The following is an 18,949-nucleotide window of genomic DNA, read 5'->3' on the forward strand; positions in this document are numbered from 1 at the left end:
TGAAACTACAACATTCTCTAAAAGGAGGATTGCAGGTGCATAAATGAAAGATTGGCGCGAATTTATACATCTGAAAATTGATGGCAGTAAAATGACTATAAGGAATGGAGAGTGAACAATGAAGAGGTATAAGCTGTTAGCGATAATGTTGGTGCTATCTATGGTATTGTCCATCGTTCCTGTTGCTCCTGCAACAGTAAATGCGGCTGCAGATGGAGCGGGGGCAAGGGCCGAATATGGCGGATTAGGCGGAACTGAGCTTTTCCTGGGAGGGAAATATATAGAGCTTGGAATCAGCAACTGGGGCGATTTCGGCACCGAGGGCAATAAACCCGCGGACTTCCGCGGAACAAACAGTAGAAGTAATCTTGGCATGAGTGCAGACCATGACGGCTATGGCACTGGTCTGGATCTGCCGGTGGATTATTATTTGCCGGGGTCTCCCGAGGAACGGTTCGCTGTAGGGTATAAGGTGGACGGAAATACATATGCGAAATCCAATTCGGCTGTGATGAACACCAAGCAAATGCCGACCACGGTATTGAATACCTCGCAGAAGGAGAAAGGGCTCCTGAGTGCGACTATCGTCTCAACATGGGCCGGAAAAATGGAAATTAAGCAGGTTATAAGCTTTAAAGAAGATTACAAGTTCTACCGTAATGACGTCACACTTAAGAATCTCTCCGACCAGACCTGGGATGGAGCGAGGTATATGCGTTCAATGGATCCGGATAATACGGTAGACCAGGGCGGATCATATGTAACGGCTAATAGGGTAACTCATACTGTAGAGGAGGATGGCGTTGCTGTCGTAGAAGCGAAGACCAATTCGGACGCAGATCCACTCTATAAAGCATTTGGTTCGAGAGCACCTATCTTCTTCTACTCAAGCAATCCGCAGGCTAAGGCATCCGTATTCGGATTTACCAATGTAAATCCTTATGCCTCTGAGGCGTATGACAGTCCGAAGCCTAAAAATCAGGAAGTGGTGGCAGATGCGGGCATCACGATGACCTGGGATTCGGGAGCTCTGGCTCCAAGTGAGAGTAAGAGTTTCACCTACTACACGAGCCTGGACGAGCGGGACTTCAAAGAGGTTCTCGCTGAAATCGAGCTGGATGAGGGCAGCGGCGCCCTGACTGAGACGGAGGTCAATGATGGTACGGTGAAGGGCAGCCAAAAGGTCAACATCCTTGGAGCAACCCTGGCCAAATCGATTGATGTGAATAAAATACGGGTCAACAACCTGCCCGCTGGACTGGGCTTTGAGGTGACCCGGCTGAGTGATACCGAGCTTAACTTCAAGCTGACCGGTGCAGCGGTAAACCACAGCAAGGAATTTAGTGTAGATAACTTATCTGTGACAGTCGGCAAAGAGAATCTGATAGGGGCATCCTCTGATTTGACAACCAAGACCTTCGGTCTTACCTTTATTGATCCAGCTATGCTGAGCTTGGATAAAGGCCTTGTCTCGGAAGCCGTATACGGCAGCGGACAGATTATCGAGACATTGCTTTTGTCCGTTACCGGCGGCAAATTTGCTTCGGATATTGGTTCAACTGATATCAAGATTCGAAATCTTCCTGAAGGACTAAGTACGACATTGAAGAGAATCTCTGATAAGGAGCTTCAAATCGGCTTTGACGGCATCGCATTGGAGACGGAGGACATATACAATGCCTACGTAACAGTAGCGGCTGATAAGCTTGTCGGAAGTCCGACATCTCTAAGCACGAATACGTTTAAGATTGATTTTAAGGACAAGGAGCCTTTTCTGGTCGTTCACTCCCCTGTTTATGAATCCGATCTTAATGATGGCAGCATTGCCGATGCACTGGTCCTGGAACTCAAGAACGGAATCTTTGATGCATCCGTTGCAGATTCAGTATATGCGGTGAATTGGCCGGCTGGACTGGATGTAGGCGGTATTACGATTGACAATCCTACCCAAATAACCTTATCTATTGCTGGACATGCAAACAGCCACGAAATCACGGATAGTATAAATAATGCGGAGATGACGGTTGCAGGAATCCCGTCAACAACCTTCTCAGTCTTATTCCGTTCTCCGCCGCCGATCATTATGGCTTCTCCAGACATTCTCCATGACGCGGGCGATGGCTCGGTTGCGGAGACCTTGACGGTAACCCTGAAAAACGGCAGATTTACCGAAGAGGTTAACACTGGTGTAACGATCAATAACCTACCGGAGGGACTGGACTTTACTGTGTTGCGCATCAGTGACACTATACTCGAAGTCCATTTTACGGGACAGGCAACGAAGAAATTCGATGCTTCCGCGTTTGCTTCGGTCACAGTTGATCCTGCCATTGTCATTGACGCTGCAGCATCACTCACCTCGAATAACTTCGATTTGCAGGTGCCGGATGAAGCTTCTCTAATTGTTCGGGATATGACTGATCTTACCTGGGACGCGATCCGGGAAAAGAATATCCAGCAAGCTTCTGTCACCTCGGATGTTTATCTTCTTGAAAAGGGTGCTTACGGAAGTAAGATTATCTGGACATCTACGAATGAAGCGGTCATCTCGCTTGACGGTACCGTTACTAGACCTTCATTCGCGAAAGGGGATCAAGAGGTTACCTTAACAGCGGAGTTCAGGAACGGTTCCTCTGTCCAGACCAAGACCTTTATTCTTATTGTCAAAAAAGCAGCGGGTACCGATGAGCAGTCGGTTACTGAAGATTTAGATCGGTTGACCTGGGAGATGATTCGAGCCGATAACGAGCGCCAAGAGGGCGTGAAGACGCTGCTAGAGCTGTTGAAGGAAGGTAACAACGGCAGCAGCATCACCTGGAGTACGTCGGATAAGAAAATCATTGATACAGACGGCAAGGTAACGCGTCCTGGTTATCTGGATGGGAACCAGACGGTAACCTTGATTGCGAAAGTAAGCAAGGGTGAAGCTGTCCAGACCAAGGAATTCGTTGTGACAGTCATCAAGCAGCCGAAGACAGACAGTGAAGCCGTAAGCGAAGACCTGGCAGGGCTGACCTGGAAGATGATCCGGGCTGATAATGAGCGCCAGGAGGACGTGAAGACACTGTTGAAACTGCTGAGGGAAGGCAGCAACAGCAGCAGCATTGCATGGAGTACGTCAAATGCGGAAGTCATCGGCACAGACGGCAAGGTAACACGTCCTGGTTATCTGGAAGGGGACCAGATGGTGACTCTGACTGCACTGGTAAGCAAGGGTGAAGTAACCTTAACGAAAGAGTTTGTCCTTAACGTTAAGGCAAAGCTTGCGGATGTTAATGATCAATTGGATGAAGAAATCTCTTTGTTGAGAATCGGCTATACCGATCAGGATACGGCAGACAGCGTAACGCATAATATTAAGCTGATCTCGGAGGGCTTTTATGATTCCAAAGTAGTATGGATCAGCCATAGAAGCGATATTGTCAGTGACACAGGTGAAATCAAACGACCGTTGAAGGATACGATTGTCAGATTGACCGCTCGTGTAACGAAGGATGGATTCTTTCATGAAAAGGACTTCTACATCACGGTTAAGGGAACCAGTCTGGTTGATCTTCCCCAGGATGAACTTAATGTGAATATTGGATATGCACCAGGAGATTCCGAGACTTCTGTAAAGAAAAATGTGTTTTTGACGACCAAAGGAGATACGGGTTCCTTATTGACTTGGACATCGAGTAATCCTGATATTCTCTCCAACAATGGGCGGATTAGCAGACCCGGTCCGGATGAAGAGGACGTAAAGGTAGTGCTTACCGTGCAGCTTGCCGATCCGGACAAGCCGGATGAACCTAGAGTGAGGACGTTTACGGTCATCGTTATAAAGCTGAGTGATCAAGAAGCAGTGGATGAGGCAGCAAGAAATCTGAAGATAGACGATGCTGCAATTTTTGCGGAAGGTGACATTTGGGAAAGTGTAACTGAAGGCTTCGTGCTGCTGCAGACTGGAAAGTACAGCACTGATATTACATGGACCTCTAACCACCCGGCAGTCATCGGAATTGAGCAGAACGCTAAAGAAGCTAAGGGCAGAGTGAACCGGAAAAATGAGGAGACCAACGTCATTCTGACCGCAACCTTTACCAGAAAAGGAAAAACTGCAACCAAAAAATATCTGCTGATTGTCAAGGCACTAGGTGTGACAAAGGACGGAGCTATCCGTCATGCCACCTCCAGACAGGCCGAGTTGTCCATCAATAACGATGGCAATACGCTGCAGCAAGGCATCAACATACTAAGAACCAACATGTCGGATGGGACTAAGATTGATACAATCATTGTGGACGACGATATAATGTTTAATTTGGTGGAAGTGGTGAATCCGAATGATCCGGATCTGGCGAATCGAAGTCTGACTATAAATCACGTGGACGATTCTTCTGCACTTGCGGACGAGATAGCTATAGAAATTCCAGCATCGGCCGTATTGACCCTTGCAGGACGTAATATTACATTGGATATCGTCACTCGTCTGGGATCTATTCATTTGGATGAAGCGAGTATCAAGCAGCTGGAAGCTGCAGGTACAGACTTGTATTTCAGAATTGTACCGGTAAAGGATTTGAAGGAACAGAAGACCTTCCAGACGAACGCTATTAATATCGGTACTACGAAGTTGTCACTAGCCAGTGACCAGACCCTTAAAGTGCAGGGAATGCCGCGAGGAATTGAGACTAACTACAGTGGGATCACTACGATTATCCGGATTCCACTGTCTGAGTTGGCTAATGAGATTCCTGTTCAAAGCTCCAGTGCCAGAGATGCCTTCCTAGATCGCCTAAGAATCTATGTTGAACATAGTGACGGTGATATTGTGGTGTATTCTCCTCTGCGGATTGGGTACACCGCTGAAGGTAAACCGGATTTTGTAGAGTTCCAGATCGACAAATTCAGTATTTTCCAGATGGTTCAAATTGCAGCTAAGGAACCGGGCGACTCTCAGAACCCTGGCAACTCGAATGTTGTCAGCACTGATCCAGTACCAGTAAAAGTACCAGCAGACAGTAGAAGTACTGAACTGACTGGCGAGAGGCTGAAGGAACTCCAGGATCAGGATGGAGTGATTAAGGTTGAAACCGACTTAGGTACTATCAAGCTGAATGCTGGTAATGTAAGTCTGGATACAATCCAGAAGCTGTTTGGACAAGAACATATGAATCCGAAAGACCTTGTGATTCGTGTAGGATTAACCGCAGCCGATCAGAGCTACATTGAAGGATTCAAACTTGCAGCCAAGAGGGAGCAGGTACAGCCCGTAGGTCAACCTGTTAAGTTCTATATCGAAGCTTCGTATAAAAATCAGACCCGATCCGTATCCAGTCAAGGTTGGGGAGAATATTCGTTGCCGGTACCGGAAGGAATGAGGATTACAACAGGTGTTCTCTACAAGGATGGCGAGATTTATCATCAGCCAACTTATGTAAATATAGAGAATGGACGTTATTATGCGCGTATTAACAGCCTCGAGACCGGAGTCTTCGGATTAATCTGGAATCCGGAAGAGTTTCAGGATGTCGAGCAGCATTGGAGCAAACAGGATGTTAATGTTATGGGCTCCAGGCTCGTTGCGAACGGCACGAGCGATACGCTCTATGAGCCACAGCGTGCAATCACCAGAGCGGAATTCACGGCTATGATGGTCAGAGCTTTGGGAATTGTCAATTATGATAAGCGTTCTGTATCCTTCAGTGATGTCCCGGCAGATGTGTGGTATGAACGGGAAATGGAAGTTGCGATAGAGAGGGGGCTGATTGCCGGTTATCCTGACGAAACGTTCAGACCGAATAACAGCATCACCCGGCAAGAAGCAATGACCATCGTCAGCAGAGCGATGAAAATTACGGAGCTAGTGTCTTCCCGCAGTGAAGAGCAGTTTTTACAGCTGCTACAGTCCTTTACGGACTCGGGTTCGATCGCCAAATGGGCAGAAAAAGAGGTGAAAATGAATCTTTCTGCCGGCATCATTGTAGGTAGAAATGAGCGGCTGGCGCCTAACGAGAATATAACTCGTGCCGAGGCAGCCGCTGCAGTAAGAAGACTTCTGATTCAGTCCGGAATCATAAATCCATAATGGCAGCAATGAATTCATAAAGCCTGCTTTAGCCAAAAATGAAAAAACGACGCAACAAACAACCGCACCTTCTGCATCCTGCAGAGTGGCGGTTGTTTTGTTTTTGTGTATCATATTATTCCTCAGTAGTCTTAGCCGCCGCTGGGGCACCTTTATTATTATATAACCATAGCGCATACTCCAAAGGACGTACTAGTGCTTTACGATACGTGTTACCGTCCCCAGAGCGGGCAAACACTTCACGGGCAGGTTTTGGATTAACCTCCAGCACATAGATTCTTCCTTCGCGATCTATAGCGAGGTCCAGAGCGAGCTCACATAAGGCTCCGAAACTTTCTTCCAGGAAAGCAGCGGCATCAAGTCCTAACCTCTCGGCAGTTTTCATAACCTTATCGGTTTTATCCTGACTACCCAGCCATTCCTTTAGCAGCGTTTCCGCCCGAACGGCGTGCCCACCGCCATGAAGATTGGAGGTTACGCTTCGGGCTGCTCCGACTCTTGCTGCCATACCTGTCAGTTCCCAGACGCCTTGCCCATTTTTTTGAACGAGCATGCGGTAATCATGGAAACGTCCGCCAGGCAGACGAAGTGGGATCCCCTGTTGGACGAGGAAACGTCCACCAATACACCATTGTCGAACGATAGAATCCAATCGGGAGGCAGAGACCTTTCGGGGTGGAATAATCCGGCGATCTTGACGACGGCCTTGAATATCAAAGCCCCCTTTACTACCCTTCACCCGTTCAATTCTAAGGATACCGCGCCCACCTGTGCCGTTTGCTGGCTTGATATAGAGTACCGGGCTCTGCTTCAGCATTCGGTGCAGATCGGCAGAGGAATGATACAGTAATGTTTCTGGCATATGCTGCCGGAAGCGACTCTTTTGTGAGAACGTTTGGTGTATGGTCCATTTGTTGCGCAGTGGACGATTCAGAAACAGCAGATGTTTATAGCGTTCACGGAAACGAAGCAATTGCTGAAAGCGCGTGCTGCGCTGGATACGGCAACGGTCATAAATCATGTTCGGGAAGGAACGCCATTTACGTGACCATTTCCCGCTCTTTGGATCAAAGACAAGAGCATGGATCTGCTCTTTGCTGGGATGGACATCCATGGGGGTAAACACAAAAATATCCAAGCCCATTCGATTACCCTCAATGATCATTCTCCGGTACACGGCCTTTTCTTCAAGCTGCTTGGCTTCATTTATATACAAAGTAAGAATGCCTAAGACGGGCTCTGGCACAGGAGTTCACCTTCTTGTGGAGAGTTTGTAGTACTGACGGTATTCTGTGGTGACCGGATCAATAAAGTTGGCTTGCCAGTAGGGCCACTAGTAAGCGCCACTGCGGCAAGACCAACGTTGAAACACATTTTCAGACTGGCTGTATTATCGCTGGCAACACTGCATTCGAGACGCCCTAAACGATTTAACTGGGCGGCCATAAGGGCGGTGCCTGTATGCCTATTTCGGTATAAGGGATGCACGGCAACGAGACAGGCCTCTTCACCGAAACCGGATACGAAGCTTACGCCTGCTAGCTGGCGCCCATTCTGACCGCGTACGGTGGCGACAAGCAGCGAGACACCTGGCTCAGACAACTGTTCTGGAGTTAATCGGGCCATTACCTTGCAAGCTTGGTTTGTAATCCGACGCTCCCCATGCTCTCTTATAAACTCAAGCAGTCCGGTTAACCGCGATTTCCACTTTTTAGGATCAGTGTCGTAGATGGAGGATATCTGCATGCAGTGTCACATCCTTTAATGAATTCTACTTGGAATGGCGTGCTAAGTGCTGACCATATTGAAAGATTCGCTCCAAAGAAAGCTTGCGAATCGCAGGCTCATCAAATTTCATCGGCCGGGAGTTCGCTTCAAAGAACCAGAGTCCACCGTTCTCATCGATACCGAGATCCATTGACATCTCCCCGAGCATAGAATCAGAGGCTCTTTCAATTTGTCTGGCAATTAACAGAGCAGTTGTAGGTACACTTTTTAAGATAGAGGCTGCTCTTTCAGTTCCAAATGTGCTTTCCAGCATGGTGGAGGGCTCCTCGATACTTCCGCCACGAGGTACATGCGTAGTGATGCTGCGGGCACCAGCTAGACGCGCACCTATGCCGGTCATTGCCCAGCCGCCTCTGCCGTTTTTCTGTAGAAGTACACGCAGATCAAAGGGGCGTCCTCGGTGAGTCGCTAGTTCAATAGCTTGCTGTACGATATAGCGTGAGCTTCCCTTTTCTTTTCCTATCCGTGCCCAGAGGCGTTCTACTGAGGCAGCTTTGTAGGTCACATTTTTTTTGCCGCTTTGAATTTGCAGCCGATAGGGTAAGGTGGTATCTGCACGGTATTTTAAACGCATAATTCCTTTACCTGCTTTGCCATTCTCAGGTTTAAGATAGAGACTGGTATGATTATTTAGCATGGCGATAAGCGTATTTGCACTGCGTAAACGTCTGGTTTTTGGAACATGCTTCGAGGTAGCATACGAGCCTTTCAACCATTCAAATAGACTCCATTTATTGAAAAAATATGGATTATATAGCTTAATGCCTGGATGTTCCAGGCATTGAGCTATTTTGCGTACGACAGCAGGTTTTTCCTCATCCTCACGGGTAGGAATTCGATTATAGATGATTTGTGGAAGAGGTACAGGAATGCTGTACCATATTCTTCCGCTGGATGATGGGACATAACCGTTCACCATCCGTTCCTCGAGCTTCAAGTCACGGACAGTGACGACGTAGACAAGAAATCCCAGCTCCTTGCCTGTGCGAATGATGTCCCGGAAGTTATTACGGTTGCCATTAAATTGCCTTACTTTATCGCTGGTTGTCAGTATGGCAATAACGGGTTTTGTTTCATCCGGAATATGGGTGTTCACATCTCATCCCTCCTGCGGAATTTGCTGAGGTATAGACAATGCTCCAAAATATGCTCGATGGAAGCTTTGCCCTCAGCGCGCAGGGAAGGATGACGGAAGATGGAACGTCCTGGTTTGGCGTTGGCCTCGAACATCCAGATGTCTTCATCCTGATCAATGCCGAGATCAAAGCCAATTTCACCGAGCAAATGACGATGCTGGATTTCTAAGGATTCTGCCAGCTTAATGGCTGTACTCTTCGCACGCTGTAATACTTCATCTGCTCTGCCCCCGAATACACGCCCGAGCGCCTGCCCAGGTGTAAGCAAAGCCCCCCCATTTTTAAGGTGAGTGGTGACACTGCCCCGGCCGGCTTTTTTAGCGCCTATGCCGACTACAATCCATTGATTACTGCCGTTTTTATGCATATGGAATCGGAAATCAATCGGGCAGCCATCAATTTCAATCAAACGTATTCCTTGTTGGACGATATAATTTTGCAGGCCTTGACCGTGTCGTGACCGAAGCATACGCATAAGGCTTTCAAAGGTAGTGAAGCGCAGAAGTACGTTTTTTCCACCCTTGCGGTAGCGGGCAAAATACCCTTTTTTCGGCAGATAAGTGAGTCGGTAAATCCCGTGACCCAGGCTGCCTGCGGAAGGTTTATAGTACACAAAGTGGTGGCGATCCAACATTTCTCTCATTTTTTCGGAAGAGGGATTGCTGTGGGTCTCAGGTACGTAACGGTTTGCAGCTCCGTCATTTTCTAGCAACCGATAAATATCGGATTTATTGAAAAAGCTCCAGTTGAAGTAAGGGATTTTCTTACGCATAAATCGTTCGCGAAGCTGGTTGATATAAGGTGAAGTCTCCGCTCTCCGACTGGGTAGCCGATTGTAGACAACATCAGGTAGAGGAACCATTTTACGTTCGAATTTGCCGCCTGCGGTTAAGAAATAACCATAGACTTGCTCCTGCTGCCAGTTGATATCACGCGGCATAAAGGCAAATATATAACATTTATTACTGCCTTCCCGCAGCAATTGCTTTATGAAGCCAGTGCGAGAACCGAAGGGTTGATTTGAAGATGCTGGTCCATCGGACAATACACCGACTAAAGGTCCAAGCTGTACTTCGTCATTCTGTAGATTGCGTAAATAGATCCCACCAGATTTCGGAACCTTGATAGCACTCTTTACACCAGTGGCAAGGAATAGATGATTTCCGGCACGCTTGATGGGCTTAATCATGGTCGGGATGGCATCTTTACCGAGTCTAAGGCGTATGTTCTTTTTCCCGGTTAATTTCAAGCTTTTCATCAGTGCACCTGATACATATACAACTCTTTGGGGCTGCTTAGTGAAATGCACATTGCAAAAAGTGAGACTCATTTATGAATCCTCCTTAGGAACCATTGTTATCATTCTCCCGTTTATAACGGAGCTGTCCGTAGATAGGGATGGTATCCGTCGCTGTGTGAGTAGCAGATGGCGCGCATAAGACAGTGGATTCTCGGCGGCGAGCTTAGCAGCCCGGCGGTCGCCCGTCAGCCGGAATACCGTGCGCCCTGGCTTGGAATTTGCTTCTAGTAAATGAATCCGACCGCTCGAATCAATACCGAAATCTAGGCCGAGTTCTCCAAGCCTACCGCATGCGGCCTCCAGAAGAGGAGGCAAGTATGCAGCTTCTGTAGCAAGCTCCTGCATGATGTCTTTTCCATCCTGACCATATTCTGCAAGCAAAAAGGGCAAAGGAGGAACCGCAGTTCCACCGCCATGCAGGTTCGAAGTCAGTGAACCATGATTACCCAGCCGAACGGCCATGCCTGTAAGATCCCAGCGGCCGAGGCCATTCTTTTGCATCAATACACGCACATCGAACGGTTGCCCCTCACGATTAGTTAGGTGCAGATAAGGCTGTATAATATAGCGGCGTGTGCCGATAAATTCATGAATCCAGTTCAGTCCTTCATCCTGCGAGCTGAATACATATTGAAAGGGTGTATTTGTTCCATCACGCCCTCGTACTCTTATGCCTCCTCCAGAGCGTCTGTTCTGCATTATGGCATGCAATGTACGTTTGCCATGAGAGCCTGCTTTGGGTTTTAGGAAAACTCCGTATTCTCTTTCAGCAAGCATATTGCTTAACTTGCGTGTACCGGTATAAAGTACAGTTTCCGGAAGTAAAATAGCGGCTCTTCGGTTGCGCTTCAAGATCTCGTATACGCCCCATTTATCAGGTAAACCTCTTGACCAAGGTAGTGAACGGTGAAGGAAAGAGAGGGCAGACGAAGCTTCTTTTCTTTCTTTCGGACTATTGTAAAAACAACGATTATAAATGATATCTGGTGGTGTAGAGGTTGTATTGTGCCAGCTTCCGTCTTTCCATGTATAACCGGTTATAGATGACCCGTCTGCCGCTACTCCGTCCGGATGAAACACGAGGACTTTAAGGTTATATCGCGGAGCTGCACGGCATAAATGACTGCAAAATTCTGGCTCGGCAATCGGAGGATTCCCGTGGCGACGGCCCGTCATAATGCCGAGGAACCCCATAGCTGTTTCAGTCATTGTGTCCTCCTTATAAACCGGCCAAATAGCGGCAATACAGAATCATTTGCTTGACGGACGGTCTGATTTTTTGATCGTTTAGCGGTGTGTTATCGTTCTTGGAAGGTTTGGAATTAACCTCCAAGAGCCATATTCGTCCGGATTGATCCAGTGCCAGATCGATTCCGAGCTCTCCGAAATGTGCAGGGATAAAGGTTTCTACGCCTCTTGCAATGGCAAGTGCTGCTCTTGGAAGCTGAAGCTGTACGCTATCCTTGGTACCTGGAGGAAGGCTGCTCTTGCTAACGGCTTCACGGACAGTACTAAGACTGCCACCTCTTGCTAGATTGGAGACGAAATGATTGCTTCCAGCGGTGCGAGCGACAATGGAGGTAACGCCCCATTTACCGGTACCATTCTTCTGTACAAGAGCTCGAAAATCTACAGGACGCTTACCGAGCTCCATCAAGGGCAATCCTTGTTGAATCTGGTAGCGCGTTGTTTTCATCTTGGGAGCAATAGACTGGTACAGTTTAGCTAAAGTCGGGTAGCTTTGCTTGCGTGTACCTATAGAGGTAGTTGATAACAAACGGTATCCTCCGCCTTCATCTTTGGAGATTCGGAGAATGCCTTTGCCGAGACTGCCTCGTACAGGCTTTAGAAATACGCTTGGATATTGGCTACACATCTTCTTTACCACAGCAAAACCGTTTAAAGCATGCGATTCCGGTAAATACCGCTTCAATGAAGGGTCTTGCGCTAAAGCTTCAAATACTTCTGTCTTGTCAAGAAATTTTTCGTTGAAGAAATGCGTTCCATACCGTGATTTTACATCCGCCAAAAAATGCTGTACGCTAGGTTTATTCTCCACCTTTCGCGTCGTTAGCCGATTGTTGATTACATCGGCGATGGGCAGACTCATTTTCCTCCAACCCTCGTTGTATACCCAGCCCTGGATGGAAGAGCTGCTTGTTTCCAGCGCTTCCGGGGTAAAGAAATATACATAGGCGCCTTGTGCGTGGCAGGCATTTGTTAATTCTCGACAGAACATGGTAATGGGTCCAAACAGCCTGTCGAGATTATCTGGATGGTCACGGCTGACGAGTACACCGATCAACGGTCCAAGTCGCAAGGTACGACTTACGGAGCTGTAAGAGGCGTTGAGGGTTTGCCGATGTTTCCATCCGGTCCGCCGCGCCAGTCCTTCGCTTACACGCAGGCTTTCGGATTTGGGAGCCGGGATAATGGTAACCTCCTGCCGGAAAGAGCCGAAAGCCAGCTGGAGCGTTCCGTGAGCCGGGATTTTGAGTCTTTTCATGGATCGTTCGCCAAGCATTATAGCGTTTTCCTGCAGGATGCCCGAGTGGACCGTATGGACCGGGATCTTGAATTGGGACATCGTGGATCTCCTTCCGGTAGGCAGCATGATGCCGGCAATTTGGTAGCTAAGGGTTACATATCATTCATCATATGGAGACATATGACCCTTGGTGATTGACCTACTCTTTAAAAACCTTGCCGCATCATTTCATAAGTCTGACCCAAGAAGCGAAACAAGCATGGATGAATCAATATTTGGAAACTTAAGCAACGCTTCCGAAGTGAATTTTGTACGAAGACGAATCGAGAAGTAGTGGCTCACAAAACTTAAGCTCATGCTTCCGAAGTGAGTTTTGTACGAAGTGAAATCAGGAAGCATATGCTCACAAAACTTTTAGGAGGAATCATAATGAGTATTCACGACAAAGCACATGAACTGGCGAAAGCCATTAAAGAAAGCACTGAGGTAGCGGATATCACCAACGCAATGAAACTGGTAGAAACTGATCCTGAAGCCAAAGCGATGCTTGACAACTTCCGCAATGGTCAAATGGAGCTTCAACAACGGATGATGAGCGGAGATATGCCTCCACAGGAAGAAATGGAAAAGATGGAGAAATTATTCGAAGTGCTTAACATGAATCTTGGGATTCGCCGTCTGTTCGATGCAGAACGTCGCCTGAGTGTTGTAATCGAGGATGTAAACAAGATCATTACCGAGAGCTTGTCGCAATTGTATGGCGAATAAACGCTTTTAGTAAGCGGGTATTCATCTGAAAGGTATTAAAGGTGCAATCTAAATAGGGTGCTCCCGAAGCCGGTTGGCTTTGGGAACACCCTATTTATTCTTGTGACTAGTATGAGCAAACCCGCTAATCTTGTTTTCCTTCGATTGCGCAGAGAAGAATACCAGCAGCCAAACCTAGGCGGCGATCAAGCATTCCTTTGGGATCTTCAGAGAAGTCAGCGATGATTTTTGTAACAAATGGATTAAAATTTTGTTTGAAAGTAGGGATCGTTGTATCATTCATCTCGATATTATATTTTTGAGGGATAATAGAGATGAAGCGGCGGAGTAAAGCCATCGCGGTGCTATCTTCCTTGATTTTTCCGATTTCCTGATCATGGCGATCGAGAATCAGCCATTCATCTTTCAAAATAGATTTGAGTCCCTTGCGGCGCAGTGCACCAATGTGCTCGCCAGTCTCCGTATCATGCACATCATAAGTAGCGCTAAAATCGACCACATTACGGGCTTTTATTCGCAGAAGCTCCTTTTGCATAGATTCATCTGTGTACAGTGCAATATCCTCTTTTAACTTAAATGCTTTCATTTGTGAATAGAGTACAAGCTGCTCAGCATTATCATAAATATGAAGCTTCGCACCCATGATCGAAAATACCTTTTTTCGAATTATGTATTCGGTATGAGTATAAGTTGCATTCAATTCCAAATCGCCCCCTAAATGAAATTATCATCTCATATATAAGCTTTGCTAGCCATATAAATGCGTACTATTTTATATAATTTTTTGAATAGAAGTATATTTTTTATGGACTTGTCTCATATTATGGGCTTCATGTTCATAGAGTAGAGATATAGATTCAATCGAATATCTTGTCTACGAGGAGCTGTTAGTTATGAGAAAAAGAAACAAGTTTAAACATGGTGTCTATCTGTTGCTGGCGTTGGCCATGCTTTTGTATGCTCTGCCGAAGTTATCGCTTGCGAATGGGCCTAGCTGGGTATTTGGTTTTGGGGTGGTCTGGTCACTTTTCGCCTTTATGGTCATTGCGGCACATCTGCATTTTATTATCGGTGTTGATGAGGAGAAGACCAAGCGTTTGGAAGCTGTGCGAAAAGCAAAGATGGAGCAATGGCAGTCCAAATGGAAAGAAGAAACTAGAGTTACACAAAGATCATAGAATTGGGGTAGCTTCCTTAAGTAACTAGATTTGATATTCCCGTGAAAACGCCGAATGGGCGAAAAGAGGGGTATAAATCCCCTGGATTCACAGAAAAGCCCACTAGATTAAGCCGGTGGGCTTTAAAATTGCCCCGCAAAGCAGGGGGATTAAAGTTATCTTGCACCTGTAAAAGGATTGATCTCATCGGAGAGATCTTTTCCAGCTTTCTTTTCTTCTGCAGATATCCGTTTACCTAGAGCCGCGTAGTACCATACCGCAGGAACGAGAATCGCGAGTATAAAAAGAAATTGCATAAAGTCATCCCCTTTCACCTCTCCATCATAACATATTTTCCCTTTTTTCTAGGGACTATTCTCTATTCGTCTACCCACTACCCGGTTTGTCTAACAAAAGGGTTACTCTTTACTGACAGAGCATTCCACTTCAAATACATAACTGGCGCTCCCCTGAGGCCATCTTGCTTGGATTATATACAGATGTTTTCCGCTACCTGCTGTGAGTTGAAAACTGTTATTTTCTACGGAAAGAGCTTCGTCCGGACGTTCCTCACCAGGAAATGAAGCCACCACCTCTATCTCCTTGGGTGCAGATGAGAATTTGAGTTCTACCTGGTCACGGCTGATGGCTTTGGGATGTACCTTCTGCTTGGTAACTAATTGATCGTAAGAAGCCATATCTACACAGACGCCTTTGCCATTGTCATTCCAGCAATAAGAGCCTTGAATGGCATCGAATTGCTCACCGCCAACAGTAACTTGAACGTTAGGGGGTTGTGGGTTAGTAGTGTCTGCTGGAGAATTCTTAACTTCTTTAACAGTCGATTGGAATAAGTCCAACAACTCCTTTTTGCTGATATCTGAAAGACGGTAGTGGCCCATTTGTCCCGATTTAATGAGTAACCCACTGTTGTTTCCGACGATCCAAAAAGAGAACTCATAACTTATGCCGTCCTTCATGTTTACGGTTGTTCTGTAATCACTTGGAGCAATATCTAATTGTCCTTTATCATATTCTGCAGTAGTTATGACTTGAACGAAACGTTCCAAGGATGATGCTTCAGAAATAGTCGTCACCGGCTGGTCTTTTTCTATTAAGTTAATAGAAACTATTTTTTGTGCATCCAGCTCTATTTGGCTTGATTGTTTTACTTCAGTTCTCGTATTTCCACAGCCGATCAGTCCTATGAAAAGTAAAGTACTGGTAAATATTATTAACATGTTCTTATTCATATCCATAATACTCCTTTCCTCTTTCTTTAACTCTCAGACTATAAAAAAGAGGAAAAGGTTGCTAAATAACGGGCAATTAAATTCGAATTCGATGCTTATGAATCGGTTGTACTGTGCTATTCTCTCCGTGTATAATGAGTACAGTATAGTACAGATCGGAGTACGGGGGTGTAACAGTTGGAAGGTCAAGGCGATGCAATTACTAAACACGAGCAACTGCTGCAGCATATTGAAAGTCTTAAGGTAGGCTCCAAAATATCTGTTCGTAAGCTTGCAAAAGAAATGCTGGTCAGTGAGGGAACGGCTTATCGTGCCGTTAAGGAAGCTGAGAATCTTGGGATTGTTATTACGAAGGAACGGATTGGTACAGTACGTGTAGAAAAGAAGCCTCGTAACATTTCTGAACAGCTGACGTTTGGTGACGTGGTTGATATTGTGGAAGGCCATGTTCTCGGCGGTGCTAGCGGACTGAGTAAACATCTACATAAATATGTAATCGGTGCGATGAAGGTCGACGCGATGATTCGTTATATAGACGCAGACAGTCTGCTTATTGTGGGTAACCGCGATGATGTTCACTCCTTGGCGCTAGAGCAGGGTGCCGGAGTTCTGGTTACAGGTGGCTTCGGGACGAGCCGTGAAGTGAAGGCATTAGCCGACGAACTGGATCTCCCCATCATTTCATCAAGACATGACACGTTTACCGTGGCATCAATGATTAACCGTGCGATTTTTGATAGATTGATTAAGAAAAAAATTATGCTGGTAGAAGATATTGTTGACAGCAAACCGCGTATGATTACGTTAAAAATTTCAAGCACCGTAGGTGAGCTACGACAGATTTCAGAGGAAACTGGAGAGCAGCGTTTTCCCGTTACAGATGAATGGAACCGAGTGATTGGTATTATCGGCCGACGTGAAGTAGAGGACCTTACAGAAGGGCAAAGTATTGAAAAGGCTATGGTTCGGAGTCCGGTTACCGCCGCACTGCATACCTCACTAGCTTCAGCTGCGCAGATCATGATGTGGGAAGGCGTCGATTTCCTACCCATTGTAGACCGTAACCGCAAATTGGTGGGCTCCCTAACCCGTAAAGAGGTGCTGCAAAGTCTGCGGGATGTCCGTAACACTCCACAGCTTGGGGAGACCTTCGATCATCTCATCTGGAACGGTTTTGCGGATGAGCGGGATGAAGAGGGCCGATTGTTTTTCCATGGTTTTATTACGCCTCAGATGGCCACAGACCTTGGTACCATTTCTGAAGGTATATTGTCTACGCTAATGACGCTCTCTGCGTTTAAGGCCGCTAAGGATATTACAGGAAATGACTATGTATTAGATAATATGTCCACCTATTTTATCCGGCCGGTACAGATTGAACACGCCATTATTGTAATGCCGAGACTGCTCGAGATTAGTCGCCGTACATGTAAGCTTGAAGTAGAGATCAGCTATTCAGATACTCTGGTAGCGAAAGCTGTCCTGATGCTACAATCCATTGATCACGGCTAATAGACAATGAATCACAAACATGCTTAAATAGACTGCCCTCAACGATGATAGAGAGGGTAGTCTATTTTATTCTTGTAATCCTATCAGAGGGATAGTCTAGGCTTTCGACTGGTGTTGTTCCTGGCTACGGCTACGGCTGTAGTAACTATAGCTGCGTATTCCTGAGAAGATGTTAAATACACCGATTAGAAGAAAGGCAGCTTCAACAATGATATTAATGGTGGAGCCGCGAAATAGAAACATGGAAATCAGGGAGAGCGTTACGAGCATAGCGCCCAGCATCACATTCATGACGGAGCGTTTTAGCCCCTTATCTTGGGGATTTAAGGCACGGCGAGAGGATAAGCTGTACACAGCAGCGCCGATTACAAAGATCACCAGCAGGATGAACAATAAGTACTTGATAAATAAAACCATGGACAGCCAGCTCCTTTATCATGTCGTGCAAAAGCCTTGAAGTAATTTCCACTTTTGTCTGTCCATTATTGTATCACACGATTGTTGTTAGTTGCGCTTAAAAGGATTGATTTCCACCCAGATTTGCAGAACGCCTTCCATGACGAGCATCGTCCGGATTTTGACAGAGTATTCCTTATCACGCACAATGTAAAGTTTGCCATCCAGCAGCAGCCTAACCAGTTTACTGTCTGTGTCAATATCGAACATGCTGCGGCCACGCATGGGCTCCAGATCAGATCGTATTTCACTAAGTATTAATTTTAACGTTACGGGATCAACTGAGGTTGAGCCTTCTGCTTTGCTTTCCTCTGATCGAATTTTGATTTCTCTGATTACGGTAGAGGTATTATTGTATTTTTTGAGTGTTTTAATATCCTCTTGATATTGCTCGATCTGTACACGCAGGTCTGCATTATTCAGCCATAACACGTTAAATCCAACATGGTATATAGCGTTGTATATGACGGCTCCTACGACGATCCCCAGCATGAATATAGCGGAAATTTGGGTGAATCTACGAAAACGACTGAATGGTGGAACTCTCACTGGCGTTACCCCCTGCCGCACACCCATTTTACTAGCTCGCTGCCCATATGAGCGCCGAGAAAGGCGAAGGCAATATACATGATTTGCTTAATGGCTGGGGAGAGGTTGCCTCCAATCATATTGCTTTCAATGACCCGTAAAGGGTCCATAGTACCCCCTACAGCGGCGGCAAGTGCCCATATTTTAATCCGGTCTGCTACATCTAGCATCGTTTGCGTCGGTGGTTGCAGGGATACTACAGCGCCGATTCCGCCGACCATAGCTCCGCCAAGGACGATGCCGAAGGCGATAAAGAAATCGAGGATCGCTTTGCTCATAAAAATGCTCATAAAGGCCCCTTCCCGGACGAGGCATCTATAATCGTTGCCTGTCCATGTGCTCTTAATCCATTCTATGGGCGGGTCCCCCTTTAATATGATAAAATAGTTTCATCTTATAGTGCGAGTTCAAAAAGTACGGTTTTCAGCACTGA

General features: G+C 46.4%; 16 protein-coding genes. 4 read left to right on the forward strand and 12 right to left on the reverse strand.

What is annotated here, in order from left to right; translation table 11 throughout:
• The first annotated feature begins 118 nt into the window (after window positions 1-118).
• Window positions 119-6,070 (forward strand): S-layer homology domain-containing protein, encoded by a 5,952-nt coding sequence (locus tag MHB64_RS09245; RefSeq protein ID WP_341134213.1) that lies wholly within the window; start codon window positions 119-121, stop codon window positions 6,068-6,070.
• Window positions 6,071-6,185: 115 nt separating this feature from the next.
• On the opposite strand, the gene MHB64_RS09250 is transcribed toward MHB64_RS09245, so the two are convergent.
• Genes MHB64_RS09250 through MHB64_RS09275 form a run of 6 tightly spaced genes read right to left on the reverse strand, consistent with a single transcriptional unit; the run spans window position 6,186 to window position 12,881 of the window.
• Complete coding sequence (locus MHB64_RS09250; protein WP_094874139.1) at window positions 6,186-7,316, reverse strand: YheC/YheD family endospore coat-associated protein; 1,131 nt, start codon at window positions 7,314-7,316, stop codon at window positions 6,186-6,188.
• Window positions 7,298-7,816 (reverse strand): N-acetyltransferase, encoded by a 519-nt coding sequence (locus tag MHB64_RS09255; protein ID WP_341134214.1) that lies wholly within the window; start codon window positions 7,814-7,816, stop codon window positions 7,298-7,300. The genes MHB64_RS09250 and MHB64_RS09255 overlap by 19 nt, the downstream gene beginning before the upstream one ends.
• 25 nt (window positions 7,817-7,841) lie before the next feature.
• Window positions 7,842-8,954 carry a YheC/YheD family endospore coat-associated protein gene (locus tag MHB64_RS09260; protein WP_341134215.1) on the reverse strand — a complete coding sequence of 371 codons (1,113 nt, stop codon included), beginning with the start codon at window positions 8,952-8,954 and terminating at the stop codon, window positions 7,842-7,844.
• Window positions 8,951-10,324, reverse strand: coding sequence for a YheC/YheD family endospore coat-associated protein (locus MHB64_RS09265; RefSeq protein ID WP_094874142.1), 1,374 nt, complete (start codon window positions 10,322-10,324; stop codon window positions 8,951-8,953). The genes MHB64_RS09260 and MHB64_RS09265 overlap by 4 nt, the downstream gene beginning before the upstream one ends.
• Complete coding sequence (locus MHB64_RS09270; protein ID WP_094874143.1) at window positions 10,325-11,503, reverse strand: YheC/YheD family endospore coat-associated protein; 1,179 nt, start codon at window positions 11,501-11,503, stop codon at window positions 10,325-10,327.
• A 10-nt stretch (window positions 11,504-11,513) separates the two neighbouring features.
• The gene (locus MHB64_RS09275) at window positions 11,514-12,881 is read right to left on the reverse strand and encodes a YheC/YheD family endospore coat-associated protein (protein ID WP_094874144.1); all 1,368 of its coding nucleotides are present in this window, start codon (window positions 12,879-12,881) and stop codon (window positions 11,514-11,516) included.
• 330 nt (window positions 12,882-13,211) lie between these two features.
• Here MHB64_RS09275 and MHB64_RS09280 point away from each other — a divergent pair, with 330 nt between their 5' ends.
• Window positions 13,212-13,550, forward strand: coding sequence for a YlbF family regulator (locus MHB64_RS09280; RefSeq protein ID WP_076121521.1), 339 nt, complete (start codon window positions 13,212-13,214; stop codon window positions 13,548-13,550).
• A gap of 124 nt (window positions 13,551-13,674) precedes the next feature.
• On the opposite strand, the gene MHB64_RS09285 is transcribed toward MHB64_RS09280, so the two are convergent.
• Window positions 13,675-14,250 carry a hypothetical protein gene (locus MHB64_RS09285; RefSeq protein ID WP_094874145.1) on the reverse strand — a complete coding sequence of 192 codons (576 nt, stop codon included), beginning with the start codon at window positions 14,248-14,250 and terminating at the stop codon, window positions 13,675-13,677.
• Window positions 14,251-14,443: 193 nt separating this feature from the next.
• Between MHB64_RS09285 and MHB64_RS09290 the strand changes: the two genes are divergently transcribed.
• Entirely contained in the window at window positions 14,444-14,728 is a 285-nt protein-coding gene (locus MHB64_RS09290; protein ID WP_094874146.1) for a hypothetical protein, read from the forward strand.
• Between the two features lie 155 nt (window positions 14,729-14,883).
• Here the strand turns inward: MHB64_RS09290 and MHB64_RS09295 are convergent, their stop codons facing one another.
• A complete protein-coding gene (locus MHB64_RS09295) occupies window positions 14,884-15,024 on the reverse strand; it encodes a hypothetical protein (RefSeq protein ID WP_179085720.1) in 141 nt (46 codons plus the stop codon).
• A gap of 102 nt (window positions 15,025-15,126) precedes the next feature.
• A complete protein-coding gene (locus MHB64_RS09300; protein WP_341134216.1) occupies window positions 15,127-15,960 on the reverse strand; it encodes a hypothetical protein in 834 nt (277 codons plus the stop codon).
• A 177-nt stretch (window positions 15,961-16,137) separates the two neighbouring features.
• On the opposite strand from MHB64_RS09300, the gene MHB64_RS09305 reads away from it, so the two are divergent.
• Window positions 16,138-17,472, forward strand: a complete 1,335-nt coding sequence (locus tag MHB64_RS09305; protein ID WP_341134217.1) for a DRTGG domain-containing protein — start codon at window positions 16,138-16,140, stop codon at window positions 17,470-17,472.
• A 96-nt stretch (window positions 17,473-17,568) separates the two neighbouring features.
• Here the strand turns inward: MHB64_RS09305 and MHB64_RS09310 are convergent, their stop codons facing one another.
• The 3 genes from MHB64_RS09310 to MHB64_RS09320 all read right to left on the reverse strand — a co-directional run bounded on the left by MHB64_RS09310 (window position 17,569) and on the right by MHB64_RS09320 (window position 18,806).
• The gene (locus tag MHB64_RS09310) at window positions 17,569-17,889 is read right to left on the reverse strand and encodes a YtpI family protein (RefSeq protein WP_280786982.1); all 321 of its coding nucleotides are present in this window, start codon (window positions 17,887-17,889) and stop codon (window positions 17,569-17,571) included.
• 87 nt (window positions 17,890-17,976) lie between these two features.
• A complete protein-coding gene (locus MHB64_RS09315) occupies window positions 17,977-18,477 on the reverse strand; it encodes a DUF4044 domain-containing protein (protein ID WP_094874150.1) in 501 nt (166 codons plus the stop codon).
• A 5-nt stretch (window positions 18,478-18,482) separates the two neighbouring features.
• Window positions 18,483-18,806, reverse strand: a complete 324-nt coding sequence (locus MHB64_RS09320; protein ID WP_042125960.1) for a YtrH family sporulation protein — start codon at window positions 18,804-18,806, stop codon at window positions 18,483-18,485.
• Window positions 18,807-18,949 lie beyond the last annotated feature (143 nt).

The sequence above is a fragment of the Paenibacillus sp. FSL K6-2859 genome, from assembly GCF_038008265.1.
In the GTDB taxonomy this organism is placed as follows: Bacteria; Bacillota; Bacilli; order Paenibacillales; family Paenibacillaceae; genus Paenibacillus_AQ; species Paenibacillus_AQ nitricinens.